Source organism: Ligilactobacillus agilis DSM 20509, assembly GCF_001436215.1.
GTDB classification, from domain to species: Bacteria; Bacillota; Bacilli; order Lactobacillales; family Lactobacillaceae; genus Ligilactobacillus; species Ligilactobacillus agilis.
Genome location: NZ_AYYP01000017.1, coordinates 1 through 19,317, shown reverse-complemented (window position 1 = coordinate 19,317; position 19,317 = coordinate 1). Strand labels below are relative to the sequence as shown.

The 19,317-nt window shown below is 42.1% G+C and carries 17 protein-coding genes; 14 read left to right on the top strand and 3 right to left on the bottom strand.

What is annotated here, in order from left to right; genetic code table 11:
* Window positions 1-53 precede the first annotated feature (53 nt).
* Window positions 54-968 (bottom strand): L-lactate dehydrogenase, encoded by a 915-nt coding sequence (locus FC14_RS02560; RefSeq protein WP_056976314.1) that lies wholly within the window; start codon window positions 966-968, stop codon window positions 54-56.
* A gap of 157 nt (window positions 969-1,125) precedes the next feature.
* Between FC14_RS02560 and FC14_RS02555 the strand changes: the two genes are divergently transcribed.
* From FC14_RS02555 to FC14_RS02540, 4 genes are all read left to right on the top strand, one after another.
* Window positions 1,126-1,560 (top strand): CopY/TcrY family copper transport repressor, encoded by a 435-nt coding sequence (locus FC14_RS02555; RefSeq protein WP_056976312.1) that lies wholly within the window; start codon window positions 1,126-1,128, stop codon window positions 1,558-1,560.
* A gap of 223 nt (window positions 1,561-1,783) precedes the next feature.
* Window positions 1,784-2,317: a TetR/AcrR family transcriptional regulator gene (locus tag FC14_RS02550; RefSeq protein WP_056976310.1), complete on the top strand. Its 534-nt coding sequence runs from the start codon at window positions 1,784-1,786 to the stop codon at window positions 2,315-2,317.
* A gap of 182 nt (window positions 2,318-2,499) precedes the next feature.
* The gene (locus FC14_RS02545; RefSeq protein WP_050610872.1) at window positions 2,500-2,946 is read left to right on the top strand and encodes a MarR family winged helix-turn-helix transcriptional regulator; all 447 of its coding nucleotides are present in this window, start codon (window positions 2,500-2,502) and stop codon (window positions 2,944-2,946) included.
* 76 nt (window positions 2,947-3,022) lie between these two features.
* Entirely contained in the window at window positions 3,023-4,411 is a 1,389-nt protein-coding gene (locus tag FC14_RS02540; RefSeq protein ID WP_056976308.1) for a flavocytochrome c, read from the top strand.
* Between the two features lie 74 nt (window positions 4,412-4,485).
* Here FC14_RS02540 and gdhA read toward each other — a convergent pair whose 3' ends face one another.
* Both gdhA and FC14_RS02530 read right to left on the bottom strand, forming a co-directional pair.
* Window positions 4,486-5,820, bottom strand: a complete 1,335-nt coding sequence (gene gdhA, locus FC14_RS02535) for an NADP-specific glutamate dehydrogenase (RefSeq protein ID WP_056976306.1) — start codon at window positions 5,818-5,820, stop codon at window positions 4,486-4,488.
* A gap of 119 nt (window positions 5,821-5,939) precedes the next feature.
* Window positions 5,940-6,818 carry a LysR family transcriptional regulator gene (locus FC14_RS02530; protein WP_056976304.1) on the bottom strand — a complete coding sequence of 293 codons (879 nt, stop codon included), beginning with the start codon at window positions 6,816-6,818 and terminating at the stop codon, window positions 5,940-5,942.
* A 141-nt stretch (window positions 6,819-6,959) separates the two neighbouring features.
* Here FC14_RS02530 and FC14_RS02525 point away from each other — a divergent pair, with 141 nt between their 5' ends.
* The 10 genes from FC14_RS02525 (at window position 6,960) to FC14_RS02480 (ending at window position 19,242) form a co-directional block, all read left to right on the top strand.
* Window positions 6,960-7,550: an ECF transporter S component gene (locus FC14_RS02525; protein WP_056976302.1), complete on the top strand. Its 591-nt coding sequence runs from the start codon at window positions 6,960-6,962 to the stop codon at window positions 7,548-7,550.
* Window positions 7,550-8,137, top strand: coding sequence for a glycoside hydrolase family 73 protein (locus FC14_RS02520; RefSeq protein WP_082618668.1), 588 nt, complete (start codon window positions 7,550-7,552; stop codon window positions 8,135-8,137). The genes FC14_RS02525 and FC14_RS02520 overlap by 1 nt, the downstream gene beginning before the upstream one ends.
* Window positions 8,138-8,190: 53 nt before the next feature.
* A complete protein-coding gene (locus FC14_RS02515) occupies window positions 8,191-9,321 on the top strand; it encodes an ATP-grasp domain-containing protein (protein ID WP_056976300.1) in 1,131 nt (376 codons plus the stop codon).
* Between the two features lie 175 nt (window positions 9,322-9,496).
* A complete protein-coding gene (pcrA, locus tag FC14_RS02510; RefSeq protein WP_056976298.1) occupies window positions 9,497-11,764 on the top strand; it encodes a DNA helicase PcrA in 2,268 nt (755 codons plus the stop codon).
* 12 nt (window positions 11,765-11,776) lie between these two features.
* A complete protein-coding gene (gene ligA / locus FC14_RS02505) occupies window positions 11,777-13,801 on the top strand; it encodes an NAD-dependent DNA ligase LigA (protein WP_056976296.1) in 2,025 nt (674 codons plus the stop codon).
* The gene (locus FC14_RS02500; protein WP_056976294.1) at window positions 13,791-14,951 is read left to right on the top strand and encodes a CamS family sex pheromone protein; all 1,161 of its coding nucleotides are present in this window, start codon (window positions 13,791-13,793) and stop codon (window positions 14,949-14,951) included. Before ligA ends, FC14_RS02500 begins: the two co-directional genes overlap by 11 nt.
* Window positions 14,952-15,008: 57 nt before the next feature.
* Window positions 15,009-15,311 (top strand): Asp-tRNA(Asn)/Glu-tRNA(Gln) amidotransferase subunit GatC, encoded by a 303-nt coding sequence (gene gatC, locus FC14_RS02495; protein WP_050610882.1) that lies wholly within the window; start codon window positions 15,009-15,011, stop codon window positions 15,309-15,311.
* A gap of 2 nt (window positions 15,312-15,313) precedes the next feature.
* Window positions 15,314-16,780 (top strand): Asp-tRNA(Asn)/Glu-tRNA(Gln) amidotransferase subunit GatA, encoded by a 1,467-nt coding sequence (gene gatA / locus FC14_RS02490; protein ID WP_056976293.1) that lies wholly within the window; start codon window positions 15,314-15,316, stop codon window positions 16,778-16,780.
* Window positions 16,780-18,213: an Asp-tRNA(Asn)/Glu-tRNA(Gln) amidotransferase subunit GatB gene (gatB, locus tag FC14_RS02485; RefSeq protein WP_056976291.1), complete on the top strand. Its 1,434-nt coding sequence runs from the start codon at window positions 16,780-16,782 to the stop codon at window positions 18,211-18,213. Before gatA ends, gatB begins: the two co-directional genes overlap by 1 nt.
* 21 nt (window positions 18,214-18,234) lie before the next feature.
* Window positions 18,235-19,242 carry a diacylglycerol kinase gene (locus FC14_RS02480; RefSeq protein ID WP_056976289.1) on the top strand — a complete coding sequence of 336 codons (1,008 nt, stop codon included), beginning with the start codon at window positions 18,235-18,237 and terminating at the stop codon, window positions 19,240-19,242.
* Window positions 19,243-19,317 lie beyond the last annotated feature (75 nt).

Genomic DNA, 19,317 nt, shown 5'->3' with positions numbered 1-19,317 from the left:
TTATATCAAGAGAATAGAGAATTTTTATGCTCTTTTTTGCTTTCAAGTTTCAGTTATTTAACGGAAGCAACCTTTTCAGCGATGAAGTTGGCAGAAGAGGTAAGTTTGTCTTCTTCTTCTTTAGTTAAAGGAACATGGTTAACTGCTTCTACCCCGTTTGCACCAATAACTGCAGGATAGCCCACGTAACAACCATATTTTTCTACAAAGACTGAAGCTGGGCAAGCCAAGTGAGCATCAGCTAAGACAGCTTGGGCAAGTTTTACGGCACAGGTAGCAATTGCGTAGGAAGTAAACTTTTTACCGTGGAAGACTAGCCAGCCACCGCGCCGAGCCTGGTTATCAAGATCGGGTAAATCGAGTTGCTTTTCAGCTGCCACTTCGGCCATGGGATGATCTTTGACGCGAACAGTTGACCAAGCAGTGAATTGGGATTCACCGTGTTCACCTAAAACATAACCGGTAACGTTCTTAGGGTCTTCACCTAAAGCTTGACCGACAGCGCGTTGCATTCTAGCGGTATCAAGGAAAGTACCGGTTCCTACAACTTGATTGTGTGGTAGCCCAGTATAACGAACAAGGAGAGTAGCGATAACATCACAAGGGTTAGTGACGTTGACAATCACGCCGTTAAAGCCACTTTCTTTAATTTTTTGCCCAACCTCTTTAACTTGAGCAACATTATGGTCGAATTCGCCAAAACGGTTACCACCATCAGAAAGAGCACGAATGTTACCAAAGGTGGTGATGATGACATCTGCATCCTTAAGGCTAGCATAGTCTTGAATCTTAATCTTAGTGCTGGTATCGATACGAGCGAGCATATCGAGTAGGTCGTATTGTTCTGCTATCACCTTATCTTCATTCTTGTCGATTAAGACGAGCTCATCAACTAAGCCCTTAGTAACTAATGTGTAGGCTACGGTAGCACCGACGTGTCCGAGCCCGATAACAGCGAGTTTGCGCATATAAAAGCCTCCATTTCAAAACAAACTATGATTATATTATTACACTAAAAATTAATTTTTCAAGTGAAAAATGAGATTTGGGTTAATTTAATTTTGAATAGGTAAAAACTTTAAAAGTTAAGGTACTTTTAGTAAGATAAAGGTGAGGTGACCGTTAATGAATGAACGCGTAGAAATTAGTAACTCTGAGTGGGAAGTAATGCGGATTTTATGGACCTTGCAGGCAGCGACCAGTCGGCAGATTATTGACTTACTGGCTGAAAAATTAGGCTGGAAAGAAGCGACAACTAAGACTTATATCAGTAGGTTAGTTACTAAGAAGTATGTCAAAACAGAAAAAAGGGGGCGGGCTTACCTCTACTTACCGGCAGTAGAGGAAGAGGCGACAATCACGGAACAACTATTAGCCAGCTTTGCTAAGATTTGTCAGAAACATATCGGGCAAACCCTGGCAAATGTAGTAAGAGAGATCCCACTTAGTCAAGCCGATATTGAAGAGGTTAGTCGAATTTTGGCTGCTAAGCAAAAGACCGCCCCGCTTGAGCTTGAGTGTGATTGTTTACCAAAGGGACATAAGGCTAAGCATTGCTAATTATTATATAGTAGGAAAGTTATGTTGGTTGTTGACAGAAGTTGCTAATTTTCAGTGTGATTTGACAGAAGTTGACAGAATTAATGCTAAATTGCGGCCTTTTTTTAACAGAAATTAGTGCCAGTGAGAATCGCATTTTGTAGTCAATTTTTAGTGGTAATCAGATTAGGGTTTATGGTAGTATAGGAAAGTGAGTATTTTAGAGGGGAAGGAATGCTACATAATGAGTCAGTTGCAAGAAAAACGTAAGAATTCGTTAGCGCTAAGTTTTCAAGAATTATTACGCTCTGAGCCGTTAGAAAAGATAACGGTTGAGCAGATTTGTCGAAAGGCAGACGTTCATAGAAGTACTTTCTACAGGTATTTTCAAGATAAGTATGACTTATTACGTTATGCATTCGAACATTTCTTAATTGCACGCATTGATGAAGAAGATTTGATTGGTTCAACTATTAGCATGATTAGTAAAGAAAAACAACTTTTTCGCAATATCTCAGTCAACAATGATAGTAGCTTCTTATTATGGCAGATGCTGGAGATGCTAAGTGAACGTCTTTTGGTCAGTGCTAAAAATGGAAAATTAGAAAGTACTCCCTGGCTTGCCCGTGAATTAAATAGTTCACCATATCCGCAACTAGCTGCTGATATGGTTGCGGGCGCTTTTTTAACCTTACTGTATAAATGGATTAACAGTAATTACCAAATGGAACCTAAGCAGTTAGCAAATTTTTTAGGCCAACTTGGTAAAACAGAATGAAATATTTAAGATATATAATTTTTCAAAAAAAAAAAAAACAAAATATTTTATGCTTTTTTAATTTACTTTGGGGACAATCTATTTTAAAATAAAGGTAGTGATATCGCTAACTTAAAGATTGTTAACGTTATACGGAAAAAAGCGCTAGTGTCAGCGCAATTAATTTAGAGGAGGGCGTAATGGTGAGTTCATTACAGAAATCAATGATTAATTTGGCGCAGGTTTTGCGTTTACGTGAGCATCAAAAGAGTTTCAAGGAATTAGAGAAACTAGGCGCAATCGATGTTTATTATTTGGAGGCAATCTATCAACTTAAGGAACCAACGATTGGGACCATCTCTAAGTTGTTAGGACAATCCACTCCTAACACTAATTACCACATTAAGAAGCTAATCAACTTAGGCTTGATTGAAAAGCGGATTGATGATGTGGATCGACGCGTGACTCACTTATTAGTAACTGACAAGTATTCTGAATTAATTAATTCTGACGAAGATTTTTGGGCCCGGATGCAAGACCGGTTGGAAAGTGAAGTGGCTCCAACCGACTTGGCTATTTTCCAACGGGTTTTACGACAAACAATTGAAATTATTGGGGAAGAAAATCGTCAGGATTCAGTAATTGGATAATAGATGAAGAGATTTTAGTACTGCATTTGACGAAGAGGAGGTCAAGTGCAGTTTTTTTATTAAGCGAGGATTAAAGATGCAAACAAAAATTCAAACGGCAAATATTGATAGCTTAGAAAAAGAGTATGACTTGGTAATTGTTGGTTCTGGTGCAACTGGCTTAGTAAGTGCCCTTCAAGCTAAGCGCCTCGGCTTGAAGGTGGCCGTAATTGAGAAGATGGCATCCTTAGGTGGAAATACGATGCGGGCTTCTTCCGGTATGAATGCCGCCGAAACCGAGGTTCAATTAGCTAACGGAGTCATTGATGATTTTACAGCCTTTTATCAAGAAACCCTTCAAGGTGGGGGAAAACTAAACGACAAGGAGTTACTCGAATACTTTGTAACTCACGCTCCCTTGGCAATCGAGTGGCTAGCAAAGCAAGGAATTGTGCTTAGCGATTTAACCATCTCGGGAGGAATGAGCCAAAAGCGGATGCACCGGCCCCAGTCCCTGGCTCCGATTGGTGCTTACTTAATCAAGGGGTTGTTAGCCCGTTGTGTTGCCGAAGCCATCCCTCTTTTTACGAACACTAAGCTGGTGGCGATAAAGAAAGCAGCTGAAAAAATTACCGGCATTACAGTCGCTGGCACTGACGGTAAAGAAGTAGAGGTCGGGGTTAAAGCGTTGCTTTTAGCCACCGGTGGTTTTGGGGCTAATGCCAACTTAATTGCACAATACCAACCACAATTGGCAAACTATAAAACAACTAACCACGCCGGGGCTAGTGGGGATGGCTTGTTATTGGCCCAAAAATTAGGGGCCCAGCTAGTGGATATGAATTTTATCCAGGTGCACCCCACCGTCCAACAAGACTTTGACCACACGTACTTAATTGGGGAAGCTGTTCGGGGAGAAGGGGCCATTTTGGTTAACAAAAATGGCGAACGGTTTGTAAACGAACTGGCAACTAGAAAACGGGTAACCGCTGCGATTACGGCCCTAAATGAAAATGGCGCTTACCTAATTTTTAACCAAACCGTCAGACAGCGGGTAAAAGCAATCGAATTTTACGATAAGGTTGGCTTAGTAGTAACTGGAGCTAGTTTAGCGGAGTTAGCCACGAAACTGGCACTGCCTAAAGAAAACTTAAGCCAGACTCTGTCAAATTGGAATCAAGCGGTAGCTACACGCACAGATTGCCAATTTGGCCGCAAGACAGGCTTAGTTACATTAAACCAAGCTCCATACTACGCAATCCATATTGCACCAGGGATTCACTACACCATGGGGGGATTGCATATCAATGCTAAAACCCAGGTATTAGATGAAGACGGGCAGGTTATTTCTGGTCTGTATGCAGCTGGTGAAGTAGCTGGGGGCTTACATGGGAATAACCGGATTGGTGGTAATTCGATTGCCGAAACGGTTGTGTTTGGTTTGCAAGCCGGTAAGCAGGCGGCTAAATACATTTTAGGAAAATAAGCACCTCAAAAAGCGAGTCATGATCCTAACTGGGAGATATGACTCGCTTTTTTTAATTAAAATTAAGTTTTAAATTAAACCACACCTTGGGCTTCCATTGCTTCTGCAACCTTAAGGAAACCGGCAATGTTAGCACCAGCCACGTAATCGCCATCAAGACCATACTTCTCAGCGGCAGCTGCAATGTTGTGGTAGATATTAACCATAATATCTTTAAGTTTGCCATCAACTTCTTCAAAGCTCCAAGCTAGTCGTTCGGAATTTTGACTCATTTCTAGGGCAGAAACGGCTACCCCGCCGGCATTACTTGCTTTACCAGGGACAAAGAGGACCTTATTTTCTTGGAGGTACTTAGTTGCTTCAAGGGTAGTTGGCATGTTGGCCCCTTCACAAACAGCTACCACCCCGTTAGCTACTAATTGCTTAGCATCATCAAGGTTTAATTCATTTTGAGTTGCACATGGAAGGGCAACGTCTGTCTTAACGGTCCAAACCCCACGCCCTTCATGGTAAACGGCACTAGGTCTATTAGCTGCGTATTCAGTTAAGCGGGCACGCTTAACTTCTTTAACTTCCTTAAGTAAGGCAACGTCGACCCCTTCAGGATCATAAACCCAACCGGTGGAGTCGGAGCAAGTTACGACCTTAGCCCCTAATTGTTGAGCCTTTTCAATAGCATAAATAGCAACATTGCCGGCCCCGGAAACAGTTACGGTTTTACCCTGCAAATCATGACCATGGTCTTTAAGTAAGGCATCTACAAGGTAGAGCAGACCATAACCAGTGGCTTCAGTTCTAGCAAGGGACCCACCAAATGTTAGGCCTTTACCAGTCAACACGCCTTCATAAGTTGACTTTAGGCGCTTATATTGGCCAAAGAGATAACCAATTTCACGACCGCCAGTTCCAATATCACCGGCAGGGACATCGATGTCTGCCCCAATGTATTTATAAAGTTCAGTCATAAAGCTTTGACAGAAGGCCATGATTTCACGGTCGGACTTACCTTTAGGGTCAAAGTCCGAGCCCCCTTTAGCCCCGCCGATTGGAAGGGAAGTAAGGGCGTTTTTGAAGACTTGTTCAAAGCCTAAGAACTTAATAATTCCGAGGTATACAGATGGATGGAGTCGTAAGCCGCCCTTGTAAGGACCGATAGCATTATTAAATTGCACCCGGTAACCATTGTTAACTTGAACTTGACCTTGGTCATCGACCCAACTTACTCTAAATAGCAGTTGGCGATCAGGAGTGGTGAGTCGTTCAAGGAGGGCTTCTTTGCGATACTTAGCCTCATCAGCTTCGATGACAGGGCGTAGAGATTCTAGCACTTCTTTAACTGCTTGGTGGAATTCTGGTTGGCTAGGGTTTTGGGCTACGACACGATTATAAACTTCATCAACATAGGACATAAGCATACCTCCAATTATGAAAAAACATAAGTGATTTTTTAACAGGTTAATTATACCTTAGAAATAAATTAAAAATCAACTAAAAAAATAAAATATTTCCTAGTTGATTTTTAATCTTATTATTGGTTATCCTGGAATACCTTGAAAACAGCTGCTTGTTGTTCGGTTAGAATATGATTAGTTCGTGATGCTAATGAAGTGATGAAGGTTGGTTGGCCTTCGTCAAGAATATCTAAGGCAACAAGTTCATCGCTAGGGAGAATGGCTAGGTCGGTCAAAAAGCCAATACCAATATTTTGAGCAATGAGGGCCTTGATAATATGTAGGTCGTTGGTTTGATAGATAATCTTGGTCCGAATGTTAGCCGCTTTAGCTAATTGTTTTAGGGCGGTCGTATGTACAAAGCCCTGGGAGAAGTCAATGAACTTTTCTTTCTTTAAATCGCTAAAAGCAACCGCGCCCTTGTTAGCGAGGGGGTGTTGTTTAGAGACAATGATTTTGAAAGGATTGCTAGCGAGTTGGATCACCTTCAATTTAGATTGCTTAATTGGTTCCAAGCTACCTAAAAGAGCGAGGTCAATATTACCGCGCAATAGGTGGGAAAGCATGTCAGTAGAGCCACCCTCAAAGGTTTCTAATTGTTCCATAACCCCTGCTTTAAGAAGAGCGGGGGTAAATTTAGGAAAATAGTAGTTGCCGATAATTGGTGGGAGGCCAAAGAGAATTTTTTGTTCGCTGCCCCGTTTGATTTCTTTGGCAGCGATTTCTAATTCGTTTAAAATAGAAATAATGTGTTGGTCAAATTGATAGCCCATGTCAGTAACAACCAATTCTTTATGGGAGCGGTCCCGAATAAAGAAGGTAGTTTGATACTCAGCTTCTAGGCGTTTGATTGCAAGTGTAATCGTTGGTTGACTAACATCGAAGTAGGCGGCAACCTTTGAGAAGTTTTTTTCTTGGACTAATTTGTGATAGTACTCTAAACTTTTAATATTCATATGCGTATCCTCTATATAAGTAGTAATTATTTTTATTATAGCATTTTATTCCTAAATAAGTAGAGCTACTTTATCAAGTTAGTTAAGTTCATGGTATAATAAAGGAAATTTTACCCAGGCTTAAAAGGTGAGGTGCAAAATGTGAACACTAAGCAAAAGTTAGTCAAGCGTGTAATAATTGCTTTATTTGCAGCGATTATTATTATTCAAAACTTTATTCCGTTTTTAGGTTACATTCCCTTAGGGCCCTTAAATTTAACGATTATTCACATTACGGTAATTGTGGTAGCTTTAAGTATGGGACCTTTGTACGGCGGAATTGTTGGTGGTATTTGGGGTGTGATTACATGGATTAGGGCCTTTGTATGGCCGACCAGTCCCTTAGCGACGATTGTCTTTGTTAATCCATTAATTGCGATTTTACCCCGAATCTTGATTGGAATTGTAGCCGGAGGGAGTTTTAGCTGGCTAAAAAAACGGTTAGCCAAGCAGTCGAGTGCGATGGTGCTAGCGGCCATCTTGGGTTCGTTAACAAATACGCTCTTGGTCTTAGGGCAAATATACCTCTTTTACCGGGGCAAATCACAGGCAATGTATGCTTTAAATGTTAATGAGTTATTGCCTTACTTGTTAGGGGTAATTGCAACTAATGGATTACCTGAGGCAATTTTAGCCGGCTTGGTTAGTCCCTTGATTGCAGGCCCACTAAGGAAGAGGTTGAAAAATAATTAATGGTAAAAAGAAGGTCACGCCGTCAAGGTAATTTGGTTAACTACTTATTATTATTGATTTTGCTGGGACTGCTTTTTTGTTTAGTGTTTCCTTTTTTTAATAAACAGGAAGAAAAGGAGCCACAAACGGAGGTAAGAAAGGAGTTTATTGCCAGGATTGCCCCTTTGGCCCAAGCCGAGCAAAGAAAATATCGGATTAAGGCTAGTATCACGATTGCCCAAGCTGCCCTAGAGTCAGATTGGGGGCAGAGTCAATTGGCTAGTAAGTATAATAATTTATTTGGGGTTAAGGGAAATGAGCAAGATGGTACTTTACTAGCAACTAAAGAATATGTTAACGGCCAATGGATTACCGTTGAGGATTATTTTGTTGTTTACCCTAGTTGGAAGGCGGCGGTTGAAGCCCATAGCAAACTTTTTGTAGATGGTACGGGCTGGGATCACAACCATTACCAAGCCGTTTTGGAGGCTAGTGACTATAAGCAAGCGGCCCAGGCCTTACAAGAGCGTGGTTATGCCACTGATCCAAAATACGCAGCCAAGTTAATCGAATTGATTGAACAATATCAACTTGATAGTTACGATTAAGCTAATCTTTATTAACTAACCTTTATTAGAAAATGTGAAAGCGAGTTTTGATAATGGAAGACGAAATTTTATTTCCAGGAGCAACGATTGGAATTATCGGAGAAAGTCCGAACGGAATTATGTTAGAACAGGCGGCTCATAAATTAGGCTTTGATGTAATTGCTTATGGTCCTAACGAAGAGGCTCCCACTCTTAGGGGGGCTGATGTTAAAGTGGTAGGAACCTATACTGACCAAGCCAAGTTGCAAGATTTTGCTCAAAGATGCAGTTTAGTAACCTATGAATCAGAAACAATTCCGGCACAAACGATTGCCTATTTGAGCCGGTTTACAAAGTTGCCTCAGGGAAGTGAAACCTTAGAGATTGTGCAAGATCGTCTTTTGGAGCGCACTTTCTTTGAACAAAGCAATTTAAACATTGCTCCTTACGCGACGATTGTTAATTTAGATGATGTTTACCAGGCAATCAGTTCCATTGGTTACCCTGCTATTTTAAAGCCAATTCAAAAGGGCTTTAGCAAAAAAATTATCATCAAAAAGCAAACAGATATCGCTAAGTGCGCCGATATTATTGATCAAGGGACCTTTATCTTGGAATCAATGATTCCTTACCAAAAGGAATTGGCCGTAACCATGAGCAAGGATAAGAATGGTGACATTAAGTTTTACCCCCTAGTGGAAGCCGAGTACCGTCAAGGCAAGTTGCACCAGGTATTGGCGCCAGCACAAGTTGATAGTGACGTGGCTAACGAGATTAGACGGTTAAGTGAACTAGTGGTTAAGCAGGTTAAGTCAGTAGGGGTTATGACCTTATCATTCTTTTTAACCGAAACAGGTGCTTTATATGTTAAACGGTTGGTAACTGGGGTTAACAGTTTGGGCTATGTTTTTAGTCGGGCTGCCAACGTCGATATTTTTGAACAGCATTTACGGGTGTTAGCCAATATGCCCCTGGCTCAACCGGAATTAATTCAAGCTACGGGGATGGTTATGATTGAGCAGGATAAGCGCAAGGCTCTACGAACCCAGTGGCTTTTAAAAACTAATTGGCACTACCAGTTTTACCGCTACCCTAAGTCGATGACCACCCTCAATTGGGGACATGTCTTAGTAACGGGTGAATCTAGTCAAGCCATTAAAGAACAAGTAGCTGCGACGGGGATTTGGGATAAGTTAGAAGAATAGTGTTCTTTTTAGTAAAGAAAATGAGAAATATTAGTAATGATTCATATTGTCTTGAAAAATGAGGACATTATGAATCATTTTTTATGGGGCAAGCTTTATTGCAACCTTTAATTTTGTCGCGTAGGTTTAGTTTGCTATAATAGGAAACAATGATACTTTTGGAAAGGAACTTACAATGGGAGCACGAGATTTACTAGCAAGTATGAACAAGGAACAGGCTCAAGCGGTCCAAACCACAGAGGGCCCCTTGCTAATTATGGCAGGGGCTGGTAGTGGTAAGACCCGGGTGTTAACCCACCGGGTAGCTTATTTGATTGAAAATTTAGGCGTTATGCCTTGGAATGTTTTAGCGATTACCTTTACTAATAAAGCCGCCCGTGAAATGCGAGAACGGATTAATACACTGTTGGGCGATAGCAGTGGGCAAGAGGTGTGGGTCTTCACCTTCCACGCTTTATGCGTCAGAATCTTACGGCGCTATGCTGATAGGATTGGCTACCAACGAGCCTTTACAATCACAGGTAGTAGCGAACAACGAACTTTGATCAAGCATATTTTGAAGGATTTAAACATTGACCCTAAAAAATATGATGGCCGGGCTATCCTAGCCACTATTTCAAATGAAAAGAATAAAATGATTACCCCAACAGACTACCAAGCTAAGGCGACCAGTCCGTATGAACAGATTGTCGCCAAAGTGTATGCTGAGTATCAACGGCGGTTACGGGCTAACCAGGCAATGGATTTTGACGATTTAATCATGGAAACTATTCGCCTCTTTAAAGAGGATGCTGAGGTCTTGGAGTATTACCAAAGAAAATTCAAGTATATTCACGTGGATGAATATCAAGATACAAATGAGGCTCAGTATCAGTTGGTCTCACTCTTGGCTCAAGGGTACCATAACCTTTGTGTAGTTGGGGATGCTGACCAAAGTATTTATGGTTGGCGGGGAGCAGATATGTCTAACATCCTCGATTTTGAAAAAGATTATCCAGACGCCACGGTTATTAAGTTGGAACAAAATTATCGGTCCACTAAAAATATCCTCGCGGCGGCTAACGCGGTGATTAAGAATAATGACAATCGGCGTGCTAAAACCTTATGGACTGAAAATCCGACTGGAGCTAAGATTAATTATTACCGGGCCGACAGCGCCGCTAGTGAAGCCTTTTTTATAATCAAAACCATTAAAGAGCAATTAGCAAAAGGACGGGCTTACGGTGATTTTGCCGTTTTATACCGGACTAATGCCCAGTCTCGTAGCCTGGAAGAAGTATTTGTTAAGGCTAACATACCCTACAAATTAATTGGGGCCCACCGTTTCTATGACCGCAAAGAAATTATGGATATCTTAGCTTACTTAAGATTGGTTACTAACCCTAATGATTCGCTTAGCTTTGAACGAATTGTTAATGAACCTAAGCGCGGAATTGGGGCTACTAGTTTGGCTAAGTTACAGGATTTTGCAACCATGCATGATTTATCCTTGTTTGAAGCTTGTCAATCAATCGAGCTCGTAGGAATCAGGGGGAAGGCAAGCAAGGCCTTAAGTGAGTTTGCTAACCTAATCGAGAAGCTACATACCTACCAGGAAACTGCGACAATCACAGAGTTAACGGAAGAAATTTTGAAACGGACCGGCTATCAACAAATGTTAGCGGAAAACCAATCGGTTGAAAACGAAAGTCGCTTGGAAAACTTGAAGGAATTTCTAACGGTTACTAAGCAGTTTGATGATAATTGGCAACCAAGTGAAGAGGCTGATGATCCCTTTGTTGAATTCTTAGGCGATTTAGCCCTGGTTTCTGATCAAGACGGGGTCGAAGATGAGCCTAATGAAGTGACAATGATGACGCTACACGCTGCTAAAGGGTTGGAATTTCCGGTCGTATTCTTGGTCGGAATGGAAGAAGGAATTTTTCCGTTAGCACGTGCCAACGAAGACGAAAACGAACTAGAAGAAGAAAGACGGTTAGCATACGTAGGGATTACCCGCGCCCAAGAAGAACTTTACTTGACAAATGCCTCGTCACGGATGCTATACGGCCGCTTCCAATCAAACCCAGTTTCGCGGTTTATTGAAGAAATAGATGGGGATTTAATCAATTATGTGGGCTTAGCCACCAAACAAGGTAGTCCTAAACCACTTAGCTTTGCAGAGCGCATGAACCACCAAAGCCGTGGGGGCCTACGGACCGTTAAAAATACTAATCCCTTTAGACAAGCACGGCCAGCTAGTCCTCAATTCAGTCAAACGAAGAGCGAGGCAAATGTAGCGACTAGTTGGAAGGTAGGCGCTAAGGTCAACCATAAGAAGTGGGGCTTGGGAACGATTGTTAAAGTAAGTGGTAGCGGTGATGAGACCGAATTAGATATTGCTTTTAAAGAGCAAGGAATCAAGCGACTTTTGGCGGCATATGCACCAATTAGCAAAGCTTAGGAAGGAAAGGTCATGGAAGAAAAACAAGCAAAAAGCAGGTTAGCAGAATTAAGAAAGCAACTTATGACTTGGAGTCAGGAATATTATGTCAATGATAATCCTAGTGTGGAAGATGCGGTTTATGACCAGGCTTACCGAGAATTATTGATGCTAGAACAACAATTTCCTAACTTAGTAACAGCTGATTCTCCCAGCCAACGAGTTGGGGGGCAAGTTTTAGCCGGCTTTACCAAGGTTGAACATGAGATTCCAATGTTATCATTGGGGGATGTTTTTTCAAAAGAAGAGTTAGCGGCCTTTATCGACCGGTTGAATGAAGCCACTAAGGCCCCTTTTGCCTACAATTGTGAATTAAAAATAGATGGGCTAGCAATTTCCTTAACCTATGAAAATGGGGTATTTGTCAAGGGGTCTACCCGTGGAAACGGAATTATTGGCGAAGACATTACCGCTAATTTAAAGACAATTAAAGCCATTCCGCTAACCTTAAAGGAACCTGTCAGCATTGAAGTGCGGGGAGAATGTTATATGCCCAAGGATTCATTTTTAGCCTTGAATAAGGAGCGCGAAGCCCAAGGACAAGCGGTGTTTGCTAATCCCCGTAATGCAGCCGCGGGTTCGCTTAGACAGTTGGATACCAAAATTACTGCTAAACGCAACCTCAGTGTGTTTATCTACTACCTAATGGAACCTGAAAAATTGGGGGTAACCAGTCAAAGCCAGGCACTAGCTAAGCTGGCTGAACTCGGCTTTAAGGTTAACCCAGACTTCAGGTTGGCAACTGATATGGAAACTATCAATAACTATATTGATGAATTTCATGCTAAACGCGGTGAACTTGCTTACGAAATTGATGGGATTGTCATTAAGGCTGATGATTTTAAGGTACACGAATTAGTAGGGAATACGGTCAAAGTGCCACGTTGGGCCATTGCTTACAAGTTTCCACCGGATGAAAAGGAAACTGTGATTCACCAAATTGAGTGGACGGTTGGACGGACCGGGGTGGTTACTCCGACCGCGGTCATGGATCCAGTTGAAATCGCGGGTACGATGGTAGCAAGAGCCTCATTGCATAACCCAGACTACCTAAGAGAAAAAGATGTCCGCTTAGGTGATACGGTTAAACTTCATAAGGCAGGAGACATTATCCCTGAAATTTCACAGGTCATAGTCGCTAAGCGTCCTAAGGATTCAGTCCCGTATGAGATTCCAACTACCTGTCCGGAATGTGGGGCTAAGCTAGTTCACCTTGACGATGAAGTGGCACTCCGGTGTATTAACCCCAAGTGTCCGGCCTTAATCAAGGAAAGTCTAGCCCACTTTGCAAGCCGTGATGCCATGAATATTGATGGGCTGGGACCTAAAATTATCGAGCGCTTGTATGAGGCCCACTTAATTAGTGATGTTGCTGATTTATATAAGCTTAAGTTGGAGGACCTATTAGCTTTAGATAAGTTTAAGGAAAAATCAGCTACTAAGCTATTGACAGCCATTGAAAATAGTCGGCATAATTCTAGTGAACGTCTAATTTTTGGCTTGGGAATTCGCCATGTCGGTGCCAAGGTAGCCCGGCTGTTAGCTGAACGTTTTAAGAGTGTGACGGCGTTAAGTCAGGCTCCAAGTGAAGAGATTGCTCAAATTGACAGTTTAGGGCAAGTAATTGCTGATAGTGTGGTAACGTATTTTGAACGGCCAGAGGTCAAGCAATTATTGGCTGAACTTGAAGAGGTTGCAGTCAACTTCGACTTTTTAGGTCAAAGTGCAAGTGAGATTGCCCAGGCTAACGAAGACAGCTTCTTTAACGAAAAGAAGGTAGTCTTAACGGGAACACTGGACCAATTAAAGCGGTCGCAGGCCAAGCAATGGTTAGAAGCTCATGGTGCCAAGGTGACGGGCTCTGTTTCTAAGAAGACAGACCTTCTGATTGCTGGTCATGACGCAGGTAGTAAGTTAACCAAAGCCCAAGAATTAGGTATTGAAATTATGGATGAACAACAATTCATTGCACAAATGGAGGCAATTGATGGTGAATAAGAAGTTAAATCTCATGGTAACGCTGGGGCTTAGTACGCTCTTATTGACGGCCTGTGGCAACCTAGGATCAAGTAGTGGAACCACGACCAATACTAACGAGGAGAGTGCTTCAAGTGGTTATCAAACTACCGGCCAGACTAACGATAGCGAGTATACCGGGGTAATTATCAATGGACGTTACCGGACCAATAAGTCGCGTGGGGTTGGCGTTAGTCAAAATTCAGAAAACCTCCTCAACCTTAAGAGCTTTGAATCTGGTTTGACTGATATTTCTAAAGAGTATTTTTCAACTAAGGACTACGTTTTCCAAGAAGGGCAAACTTTATCAAAGTCAACTGTCGAAGACTGGTTAGCGCGGAAATCCAGTAAGAATCCGGACGGGTTAAATCCTGAGGATAATGGGAAAAATGGTGAAAATGAGCGGAACCCAATGTATGTCCAACAAATTGAAGAACAAGACTACATGAAAGAAGATTCTAAGGGGAACCTATCTTTAGCAGGAATTACCGTTGGAATTGGAATGAACCGCAAGGATTATTACCAAAAAGAAGAATATGGTGCTACCTACGTAACCAATATTTCTAAAGAAGAAATGGAAAAGCAAGGCAAGATTGCGGCTGCTAAGGTGGTGGCACGTTTGCGGGCGAAAGTCGGAAACGATGTCCCAATTGTGGTGGCGATGTACCAGCAAGCCGAAATAGATAGCCTAGTTGGCGGGTCATTTTATGCTTACACTGAGGTGAAGGCAGGTTCTAGTGAAATTACTAACTGGACGGATACTGATATTTCTAGTTATGTCTTTCCGGCAACATCAACTAAATCAGTTCCAAACGATAATGACGAGGCAGCCTTTGAGTCGTTTAAGAATAAAATCCAAAACTTCTTCCCTAACCTAGCTGGAGTTACGGCGCAAGCAAAGTATAAGGGCAAGAACCTCCAAGGGTTGAAGGTAACGATTACAACCCAATTCTATTCGGAAACTGAAATTACCAGTTTTACCCAGTATGTAGCTAAGGCCGCCAAGACATACTTACCGTCAGGCATCCCAGTTGATATTCAAGTTAAGGGTTCTGATGGGACGGTGCAAAGTTTCTTAGCGAAGACGGCTAAGGATAGTTCCTACTATACCCATGTGTTTACTAGTTATTAAACTTTTTTTTAAGATATGCTAGAATAATTGTTATATACGAAGAAAGAAGGATGAATGATGGCAATTACTGCAAGCGAAGTAGCACACGTTGCTGGTTTGGCTAAGCTTTCATTTAATGAAACAGAGTTAGAGAAATTTACCGGTCAAATGGATGAAATCATCAAGATGGTGCAAGAACTCAGCGAAGTTGATACAGAGGGAGTACCTGTAACAACCCACGTAACTGATGCCTTTAACGTAATGCGTGAAGATGTGGCAGTTAAGGGCTTAGACCGAGACTTACTAATGAAAAACGTACCTGAAAGCCAAGATGGTTATATTAAGGTGCCGGCTATTATTGACGAAAGCGAGGAAGGTTAAGCATGGTAGATTACTTTAAGACAGACTTAGAAAACTTACACCAAGCTTTGGTTAATAAGGATTTAAGCTCAGCCGAATTGGTTAAGGAAACATTTGCCAAGATTGAAACTATTGATCCTAAGATTGAGGCTTTCTTAGCTTTAAATAAAGAGCAAGCCCTAGCTAAGGCAGAAGAACTAGATCAAAAGGGGATTCCAGCCGATAGCTTGCTAGCAGGGATTCCGGTTGGGATTAAGGACAACATTGTAACTAAGGATTTAACTACGACTGCCGCAAGTAAGATGTTAGCTAACTTTAAGCCAATCTATAACGCAACTGTAATGGATAAGTTAGATCAAGCAGGTATGATTAACGTTGGTAAACTCAACATGGACGAATTTGCCATGGGGGGGTCAACGGAAACTTCAGCCTTTAAGTTGACCAAAAATGCCTGGGACCAAACTAAGGTACCTGGTGGTTCTTCTGGTGGTTCGGCAGCAGCAGTAGCTTCGGGGCAAATTTTAGCCTCACTAGGTTCTGATACAGGTGGTTCCATCCGCCAACCAGCTGCTTATAACGGTATTGTTGGTATGAAACCAACCTATGGTCGGGTTTCACGGTATGGATTGATTGCCTTTGCCTCAAGCTTGGACCAAATTGGACCGTTGACAAGAACGGTTAAGGATAACGCCTTAATCCTAAATGCAATTGCTGGTCATGATAAGCGCGACTTTACTAGTTCAGCTAAGGAAGTGCCTAACTTTGCTGAGGGCTTAGACGGCAATATCAAGGGCTTAAAGATTGCCTTACCTAAGGAATACCTTGGACAAGGGGTTGCTTCCGAAGTTAAGGAAGCAATTTTGAAGGCAGCTAAGACCTTTGAAAGTTTGGGAGCAACTGTTGAAGAAGTATCCCTTCCTTACAGCAAATATGGGGTACCTGTTTACTACATCATTGCTTCTTCCGAAGCTTCCTCTAACTTACAACGCTTTGATGGAATTCGTTATGGTTTTAGAGCAAGTGATGTTAAGAACCTTGAAGATGTCTACGTTCGTTCACGGTCTGAAGGTTTCGGCGACGAAGTTAAGCGTAGAATTATGTTAGGGACCTTCTCCCTTTCAGCAGGGACTTACGATGCCTTCTTCAAGAAGGCTGCTCAAGTTCGGACCTTGATTTGCCAAGACTTTGCTAAGGTCTTTAGCCAATACGACTTAATTATGGGACCAACTGCGCCAACACCAGCCTTTGGTTTAGGTGAAGATATCGATGATCCTGTCACAATGTACATGAATGATATTTTAACTATTCCAGTTAACTTAGCTGGGTTACCAGGGATGTCACTACCAGCAGGATTTGCTAATGGCCTACCAGTGGGCTTACAGTTAATTGGACCACAATTTGCTGAAAATACGATTTACAAAGCTGGTTATGCCTTTGAACAAGCGACTGACTTTCATAAGGCAGTGCCAACGATTGGAGGTCAAAATTAATGAATTTTGAAACAACGATTGGGCTTGAAGTCCACGTAGAAATGAAAACCAAGTCTAAGGCTTTCTCACCAGCGCCAGTTCAATATGGGGCAGAACAAAACACCAATACTAACGTAATCGATTGGGGATATCCAGGTGTTTTACCTGAAGTCAATAAGGGTGCTCTAGAGTTTGGGATGCGAGCAGCTTTAGCCTTAAACTGTGAGATTACTAAGGATATTCACTTCGACCGCAAGAACTATTTCTACCCAGACAATCCTAAGGCTTACCAAATTACGCAAGCCCAAACGCCAATTGGAACTAACGGTTGGCTGGAAATCGAATTGGAAGACGGTAGTAAAAAGAAAATTGGGATTGAAGAAATGCACGTCGAAGAAGATGCGGGGAAGAATACCCACAATCCTGATGGTTACTCTTACGTTGACCTAAACCGGCAAGGAACTCCGTTGATTGAAATTGTTTCTAAGCCAGACATTGCCTCTCCAGCCGAGGCTTACGCTTACTTGACACGGTTACGTCAAATTATTCAATTTACGGGTGTATCTGATGTGAAGATGGAAGAAGGTTCCATGCGGGCCGACGTTAACATTTCTGTTCGCCCAATTGGTTCTGATAAATTCGGGACTAAGACGGAAATGAAGAACTTGAACTCCTTTGAACACGTTAGAAAGGGGCTTGAATACGAAGCAAAGCGCCAACAACAGGTGCTCTTAGCCGGTGGTAAGGTTCAACAAGAAACACGCCGTTTCGATGAAAATACCGGTGAAACAATTTTGATGCGGGTTAAGGAAGGGGCAAGCGATTACCGCTACTTCCCAGAACCAGACCTACCTCCAATTCATATCAGTGACGACTGGATTAACGAAGTTAAGGCTTCTATTCCAGAAATGCCTGATAAACGGCGCGAACGTTACGTAAATGACTGGGGCTTATCTGACTACGATGCATCTGTTTTAACGCAAACCTTGGAAATGTCAGATTTCTATAACGAAACAGTTGCTAACGGAGCAGATCCTAAGTTAGCTGCTAACTGGTTGATGGTGGAAGTTAACGCCTACTTAAATGCCAATAAGTTTGAATTAGGTCAAACTGCCTTAACCCCAGCTCACCTTGCGGGAATGATTAAGTTGATTCAAGATGAAACTATTTCATCTAAGATTGCCAAGAAGGTCTTTAAAGAAATTATTGCCAATGACACCGACCCTAAAGCCTTCGTAGAAGCTAAGGGGATGGTGCAATTATCTGACCCTGCTAAGTTGCAACCAATCATTGATGAGGTCTTAGACAACAATGAACAATCAATCGAAGACTTCAAGAATGGTAAGGACCGGGCAGTTGGGTTCTTAGTTGGTCAAATTATGCAAAAGACACGGGGTAAAGCTAATCCGAAAGTGGTTAACAAGTTACTCATGGCAAGTTTAAAAGAAAGATAAGGCTTTAGGCGAGGAAAGATTATGGAAAAAAGATGTCGGATTATCTACAATCCAACTTCCGGACGCGAGGCTATGAAAAACGACCTAGTCGAAATTTTAAATGTCCTCGAGAATGCTGGCTATGAAACAAGTGCGTATGCGACCACGCCCGAACCTAAGTCAGCTCAAAACGAGGCTAAACGGGCAGCCCTAGCAGGGTTTGACCTAGTGATTGCCGCGGGGGGAGACGGAACCATTAACGAGGTGGTTAATGGGATTGCACCGCTAGAAAAACGCCCTAAGTTAGGGATTATTCCGGCCGGAACAACCAACGATTACGCCCGGGCTTTAAAAATCCCCCGCGAGAGTCCGTTAGAAGCGGCTAAGGTGATTGCTAAGGGACAAACCGTTAAGATGGACATCGGCCAGGCTGGCGACCAATACTTTGTTAATATCGCCGCCGGAGGCTTGCTATCTGAATTGACCTATAGTGTACCTTCACAACTCAAGTCACTATTTGGCTACCTGGCTTACCTGGTGAAGGGGGCTGAACTCTTACCAAGAATTAGGCCGGTTAACATGCGGATTGAATATGATGACGGGGTTTTTGATGGTCAAGCTTCGATGTTCTTCTTAGCCCTTACCAACTCAATTGGGGGCTTTGAACAAATTGTGCCGGATGCTTCTTTGGATGATGGTAAGTTTACCTTAATTGTGGTTAAAACCAGCAACCTGCTAGAGATTTTACAGTTGCTTACCATGGTTTTAAATGGTGGTAAGCACGTTAATGATCCACGGGTCTTATATGTTAAGACGAAAAAGGTTAAGGCCGAAGCGCCCGATAGTAAGATGATGATTAATATTGATGGTGAATATGGTGGCGATGCCCCAATGACCTTCAGGAATTTAAAGCAACATCTAGAAATCTTTGCTAACACCGACAAGATTCCTAATGATGCCATTACTAATCGGGAAGAAGAAAATGAAAAGGATGCCCGTAAACTCTTTGTTAAGGGTGTCGAAGATTATTCAAAGGACAAAGATGAATAAGCAAAAACAAGCGCTACTCTGGCTATAATACCTTCTAAGTATACAGATGAAATATACAAAATCATCTAGATACTT